Consider the following 7,274-nt stretch of genomic DNA (forward strand, 5'->3'; position numbering starts at 1 on the left):
CCCCATTCCCCATTCCCCATTCCCCATTCCCCATTCCCCATTCCCCATTCCCCATTCCCCATTCCCCATTCCCCATTCCCCAACAACTCTTCACTGTAGACGGCTAATCCTTTAACCAGTTCCTGAGAGTCAAGAACTTGTAGTTAAATCTTCAAAAAATCTTGGAATTTCAGCACTACCGACTTTCTCAACAAACCTTCCCAAAGCTGGGAGTTGTGCCAAGATGAATTTGAGGACTTAAGGCAAGTGACACAATGTTAGGACAACTATTAGACGGACGTTACCAAGTCCTCCAGGTCTTAGGTGGAGGTGGATTTGGTCAAACTTATATAGCCCAAGATACTCATCGGCCAGGTTTCCCGAAATGCGTTGTCAAACACCTTAAGCCCGTCACTCGTAGCCCCGAATTTCTCGAAACTGCTAGACGGCTATTTACTAGTGAAGCAGAAACACTAGAAAAACTGGGCAGCCATGACCAAATTCCTCGGCTTTTAGCCTATTTTGAAGACAACCAAGAGTTCTTCTTGGTGCAAGAGTTCATTGAGGGGCATACCCTGAAAGCAGAACTCTTACCCAATCAACTTTGGTCAGAAGACCAAGTAATTCAACTTCTCCAACAGGTGTCGGGTATTCTGCAATTTATTCACAGCCACAACGTTATCCATCGAGATATCAAACCAGACAATATAATTAGGCGGCAGCAAGATGGCAAGTTAGTGCTGATTGATTTTGGCGCAGTTAAACAAGTCCAAACTCAACTGCTTACGGTTTCAGGGCGCACAGGGGCTACTATTATCATCGGTACTCCAGGATATATGTCTACAGAACAAGGACAAGGTAAGCCTCGCCCCAACAGCGATATTTATTCTTTAGGTATTATTGGTATTCAATCGTTGACGGGGTTACACCCTATAAACTTTGAGGAAGATCCAGATACTGGTGAAATTTCTTGGCAGCATCAGGCTAAAGTCAGTTCTGAGTTGGCATCTGTGTTATCTAAGATGGTGCTACACCACTTCAAACAGCGCTATCAGTCTGCGGCTGAAGTTTTACAAGCGCTTAAGCATCTGGATACCAGAGTAAAAGTGCAATCATTTCAATCACCATCTTTTACACAACCGCCTCAAGCTTCATCTTTACAAAGCTCAATTGGGCATTCGCCTGCTGTTATGCTGTCTGGGGAAAATTACAGCCGCTTAGAAACGATTCTTGTAGATTTTATTGGCCCCGTTGCCTCAAGGTTACTACAGCAAGTTGCAGCATCAGCGCCCAATTTGGAAGAATTAATTAGCCAATTAGCCCTTCGTCTTCGAGAAAATCAACAAATTGATTTTAAGAAAAAAACAATATTTCTACTAGAAAAACCTACTCAACTACAGGAAGTTACCGTTCAATCTGAAGTTAAATCCAATACTTTATCAAGCCAAGAATCTCAAGTAATCAACGATAGTTTTCTCCATCAGTGTGAGCGGGAATTGGCTGATTTTATCGGCCCAATAGCTAAGTTTCTAGTCCAAAAAGCTGTTAAATCTTCTGGACAAATTTCTCGTGCAGAATTTGTGAAAATCCTAGCATCACAAATCCCCGATCCTGAAAAAGCTTTGCAATTTCAGCAGCGTCTACTGTCTTAATTTATCGAACAGAATACAGGTTTAGCGAGTATTACAAATTATTAGTTCTGGCTATTCAACATTTCCATCGCTATTTTTAAACTAGCTTTCATGCGATTAAAGGCTTCTGCTAACCCGCCAATTTCATCATTAGAGCTTTCTTCAAAATCAGCGCTCATATCACCAATGCTAACTTTTTGGGCTATCTTCTCTATTTTTCTGATGCGCTGAATCACATATTTTTTGATTAGGAAGTTAATTAAGAAAACGACGATCGCAAAAATAGTAATTAAAAGTCCCATGACCAAGATCCAAGTCCGTTGGGCATTGGCAAAAATCTCTTGGGAAGGAACAGAGATTATTTGAGCAGAAACAATCTGATTGAGTTGCCAACCAAAACCATTTTCTGAGCCATAAGTTACTAACTGACTTTTAGGAGCCTGATCTGGTGTAGAATGACATCGCAGACATTTCTGTTGTGTAATCTTTAGTGGTCGCGCTATGTAAAATACTTCGCCTTCTGGCAAGTTGCGAAAGCCTGTAATTTCTTGAGTTTTGGAGTCGTTACGAAAACGTTCTACAAGTTGAGTTTCAAAACTATCAGCTTTATCCACTAAATTCGTGGGATTCAGTGTTGCATCCTTGTGAAAAAAGTTTTTATATTCAGACTTTTTACGAAAATTCTCAAACACTTCTTTAGAAGAAAAAGTTGGTACAACTTCAGGTATGAATATTGAACTAGTGTCTAATGTAGGTTCTAATTGAGGAGCTATACGGTTTTGTGTATAATCTCTAACTGCGTTCATCATCTGGATGAGAATCTGCGCTTGAGAAGTTACTTCATTTTGCGCTCTCCCCTGAAGTACACTGGATAAGGCAATGCCACTTCCCACAATACTAACTATGAAAACTAATATTAAAAGGAAGTTGAATTTAGCACCGATTTTTAAGTTTTTTAACGTAATGTTATTTAACATAACCTAACCAACGAATGTGGTATATGAGTTTGTCTAATGTCTAATATTTATTTATACCTGTTAGAAAAGATTTCAACAATTTTTAAATAAATATTAATTTTTTGCTGCGACATAACTTATTTAGGCAGCAGTCAAACTTATCTAAATTAGTCCTGACAACCAAGTTATTTACTTAACCATAACTAACGATGTTTTTGCGATTTTCCCGGCGTTTCTTTATTTTTAATTTACTCGGTTTTACATTTGCTGCCTGCAAACCAAAAAACAGCATTGAGGGTACGTTAACCATTGGCGTTATCAACTATGGTGGAGGCGAACAGATAATTAATCAATATGCTAGATTTAATAGTTATTTGGGTGAAAAAACAAACTCATATATTCAGCTAGAGCCTGTTTTTAATGAAAATAGAGCGGTTGAGCGCCTTGAAGCTCGTGCTTGGTCATTGGTATTTGCTCCACCGGGTTTAGCGGCTATTGCGATCGCACGTCACCAATATTCTGCCCTGTTTCCTTTAATAGGTATTAGTAACTTGCGTTCAATCTTCGTTGTTCGCAAAGACAGTCCCATCACTGAATTGAAACAACTGCAAGGTAAAACAGTGGCTTTAGGTCAGTTAGGCTCGGCAACAGGATATTATTTGCCTCTTTACAATCTTTATGGTACAACACTAGCTGAGATCATATTTGCACCCACACCCAAAGTTGCACTGGACTTGGTGGCTCAAGGAAAAGCGATCGCCTGTGCTGTATCAGAGGCAGAGTTGTCTCTCTATGCTCCACAGTTAGCCCCCACCGAATTCCGCATAATATTTAAAGATCCTCGTTATGTACCATTAGGCGTGGTCTTGATTGGGCCAAATGTAGAACGTAACCGTCAAGAGTTTATCCGCAAAGTGATGAGTGATGCGCCTTCCGGTTTAGCTCAAGAAGTTGGATATGTAGCCAATGGACAAGTACCAGATTACAGATACATGATTTCTGTGGTTGATCGGGTAAGTTCGATTACTTCTAATCTGCAAAAGAAACCTGTGCGATTATTTTAGTTGACGTATAATATTATGTCCGGCTAATTAGTTATAATTCTCACATCTGTGCAAAAAGCGAGAAACCCTCTTTCCCCCTGCTCCCCGCCCCCTGCCCCCCTGCGGTCTTAATGATAAGTCTTTAACCGGACACGATATAATTACTGCTGCCTTCCTTACGGATATACAAATTCGGTAATTAGCATCAAAGCCAATTACCGATCGCAATTATTGGGGCCCAATAAGCAGGATTATTATAGCTGGTATGTATATTGTCAGATGGCGATGATTTTTGAGCATGAATCATTTTAATTTGGGCTTTTTGCAATGCTTCCGCAATACTCATGCCACTGTTGCGATAATTGGTGTAAAATTCTTTGACTAATTCCGATGTTGATTCATCTGTGACATTCCACAAAGATGCGATCGCACTTTTAACCCCAACTTGCAATGCAACTCCAGCTAATCCTAGTGTGGCACGGTCGTCGCCAACTGCGGTTTCACATGCAGTTAATGTGAGTAGTTCGACATTATCGGATTTGTTGCTGAGGTTTCGCAGCGAGTCTTCTAATTGAATGATGGTAAGTTTTTCGTTTTTGCCTGTGACAATAAAGGTGTCTTCAGGAATGATCCCAAATTGAGCATGACTAGCTATGTGAACAATAGGATATCTCCTTTTGTCAAGGGTTTTTTGAAAACTTTCGGGGAAAAAGTTTTCATTTATAAGCTCGGTATGATTAGGAAATATACTTTTAATTGCCTTAACTTCATCAGGAACAGCAGTAAGTGCATCAAAAGTCTTTCCGTCGATTGTGGCTTTTTCTGTTAAACCTAAAATTAACGCCTTTTGTGTACTGCGATCGCGGGCTTTGGGTGTGTTAAGTCGTAAACTGGGGGTTGTAGCGATCGCGTAGGTTTCAACTAAATATTTTTGTTGTTGGCTGTCGTAAAGTGCTGCCATTGGAACACTACGCAAAAACCCATCCTGAATAAACACCAGGGTTTTGATTTTTTCCGGTTTGAGATCCTCAGCAAAGGGGCGAATTATCCAATCATAAAGTTGTGCCGCAGTTGTTGTATTGTAGTTAAATTCTTCTTTTCCTTTAACTAGTCCTGTGCGAAACTCGGTAATTTTTTCCCGTAGTGTGTCGCTACTAATTATTTTTCTACCTTCTTGGTTTGAGGCTTCAATCCACTTAAATTTAGTTTCCTGATTGGGTAACTGCAATAATATTCCAGTTTTGCCATCTAATATTATGGAACTCAAAAACCCAGTATTTTGAAACGCTACACTATTGTCTTTGAGGAGTTCTCCTACTTGTTTGGGATTCAAGGCACTTAAAATACAATCGTTGCCAAAATAATTCTGTAATTCTGCTAGTCTCAACGAATCAATGGTGTTAACTACTTTCGATAGTTCTTTGGCGCGTCGTTCATCTGCGTAGGCGTAGCCCGTTGTAGGCATTGCTCCAACTTCTAACAAATCGAGCCGCGACTGTGCCAAGGTACGGTACAATGGGCGCACAACATCGCGCAAGTCAAACTGGACATTTCGTTCAGCCGTTAAAATATCGCTGCGAATATCTTCTAGGGTATCAAATGCTCGTTGATACGATGCGATCGCTTCTTCTTTTCGATTCTGTTTATCTAAAATACGTCCTGCTTGCCATTCCCACAAATACAAGCTATCTTTTGCACTCAATTTATTGTCTGCTGCAAGGATAGCAGCTTGGGTATATTTTAAGGCTTTTTCATTGTCTGAGTTACATTCCCAGAAATGACCTAAAGCACCATTAGAATAAGAAATTAGGCGATTATCTTGTAATTTTTTACTTATTAATACTGAGTTGTTAAGCAAATTAAATGCTTCATTATTAGCAGATAAAACCAGCTGAGGTGGACAAGAGGTAAAGGGTGAAGTTCCTTTAGCATCGCGCTGCAAATATGCTAAATCAATTGCCCCGTAGACTTTTGTGGCAGAATCGGGTAAGTTGCCAAGAACTTTTAAAGCATTTTGAAGGTTTTTGTTAAGCTCCTCATCGTTAATAACTTTGCTCTTATTAGTAAGAGAACCCAACTGAATTAAATTTAATAATCCTCGCATCTCTGCTAAAGTATCTTTATGGTTGCTGGCGAGTTTTGTACTTCTATCAAAATATTCATAAGCTCGCTTATAGTCTTCTATAGCCTGTTGAGTAAATTCATTTTCTTTACTAGTAATACCGACTTTATTTGCTGAATCAGCTTGTAACTCTCGTAATTGAGCGCGGCTTTTGTAAGCATTTCCTAAACTATTTAGCACCAAAAACTCAGAAGCTGAATTAAGTTTTTGTGCTACATGCAAATATTGAATTGCTTGGTTGTAATCACCCATTAAGCGATATGCTTCACCGAGAATTCCCAAAGCTGCAACTTGACCGATTTTATCGTTGTATTTGGTGGCAATTTGGGCAGCACTTTCTGGAGTGCATTCTATGTTAGTTGGTTGATTTTCGGAGCTTTTTGAGTTATCTACCAGTTTGCCACATAAAAGTGCGATCGCTTTGTGGGGTTGTCCCAAATTGTTATAAACTTGGGCAAGTTCAGACTTCATCCGTCCCACTTGCTGTATATTCTCTGCCGCACCATAGTCACGAATTGCCGTCGATAGCGATGCGATCGCTCCTTTATTGTCTCCTATTTCTTGGTAAGCACGCGCCAAATTTTCATTTACAACCGCAGTAGAGCCTGGATTATTTTTATCCTGATTTAATGCTTCCTGCCAATATTTGATCGCACTAAAAAAATTTCCCGCATTATAAGCTTTAATTCCTTGTTCAACTAGTACAGTAGCATTTGGAGTTTGTGCAGATATAACTTGTCCAAACACAACGCATGTTAATAATGTAGTCAAAAATGATACTTGGATAAGTCTTAGATGCCGATTTGGTTTTTGGTGTTGCCCAGTAAAGAAATAAATTAGTCTCTTGTGCAAGTTGACAAGCTTCAGCAACATCTGCATCCACCAATGTGTAGAGAAAAATATTTTAAAATATTTTTTTTGGCTTTCATATTTCTCCACCCAGATAAAAGTTATCGAAATAAAAGTCAGAATTCAGAATTCAGAATAAACATCTCCACCACTGGCAGATAGCAAAGCGTAAAGTCTACGGCATAGCTCTCGTAGGGAAGCGTAGCGTAGCCCATTCAATTTATTATTAGCTATTGCTTAAATTACCAGAAATCAGCAGAAAAAACTGAAATTGCTAAAAAATGTGCAGTTTTCTGCAATTTCTCTAAAACATTAATCAGGATTCTAGAAGATTAAAGTGTACCAAATTTTTGTCAAAAATAAAATAGGAGTCTTATATATAGGACTTACGCAAAAAATAGCCAAAACCCTTATTGTTAGGTAGCAGCAAGTAATTAATTTTTTCTGCACCATGTATTTTTGCGTAATCACTAGTTTTGGTGCTGATATTAATAAATGATGATCTAATCTCGAATCTTACAAGAGAGAAAGATATTCAATTCAGTAATATAGTGAACTTTATTTTAATGCTTTCAAGGAAAAATACCTATGAATAAAGTACATCATATTCAAATAGCCAGAATTCAAAGTATTCTTTATTATTTATGCCTAATATCGACCATAAGCAGCCATTCGCCAGCGAAAGCCCAAATTA

At 38.9% G+C, this 7,274-nt stretch carries 4 protein-coding genes; 2 read left to right on the forward strand and 2 right to left on the reverse strand.

What is annotated here, in order from left to right:
• Nucleotides 1–254: 254 nt before the first annotated feature.
• Nucleotides 255–1,631: a serine/threonine-protein kinase gene (locus tag VB732_RS16950; protein ID WP_323232031.1), complete on the forward strand. Its 1,377-nt coding sequence runs from the start codon at nt 255–257 to the stop codon at nt 1,629–1,631.
• Between the two features lie 41 nt (nt 1,632–1,672).
• Here the strand turns inward: VB732_RS16950 and VB732_RS16955 are convergent, their stop codons facing one another.
• The gene (locus VB732_RS16955) at nt 1,673–2,587 is read right to left on the reverse strand and encodes a Tll0287-like domain-containing protein (RefSeq protein WP_323232032.1); all 915 of its coding nucleotides are present in this window, start codon (nt 2,585–2,587) and stop codon (nt 1,673–1,675) included.
• A 188-nt stretch (nt 2,588–2,775) separates the two neighbouring features.
• Between VB732_RS16955 and VB732_RS16960 the strand changes: the two genes are divergently transcribed.
• Nucleotides 2,776–3,630: a phosphate/phosphite/phosphonate ABC transporter substrate-binding protein gene (locus VB732_RS16960; protein WP_323232033.1), complete on the forward strand. Its 855-nt coding sequence runs from the start codon at nt 2,776–2,778 to the stop codon at nt 3,628–3,630.
• Between the two features lie 184 nt (nt 3,631–3,814).
• On the opposite strand, the gene VB732_RS16965 is transcribed toward VB732_RS16960, so the two are convergent.
• On the reverse strand, nt 3,815–6,502 hold the full coding sequence (locus VB732_RS16965) for a CHAT domain-containing protein (RefSeq protein WP_323232034.1): 2,688 nt from the start codon (nt 6,500–6,502) through the stop codon (nt 3,815–3,817).
• Between the last annotated feature and the right edge of the window lie 772 nt (nt 6,503–7,274).

Origin of the sequence: Nostoc sp. UHCC 0252 (assembly GCF_034931145.1) — a bacterium.
Classification (GTDB): Bacteria; Cyanobacteriota; Cyanobacteriia; order Cyanobacteriales; family Nostocaceae; genus Nostoc.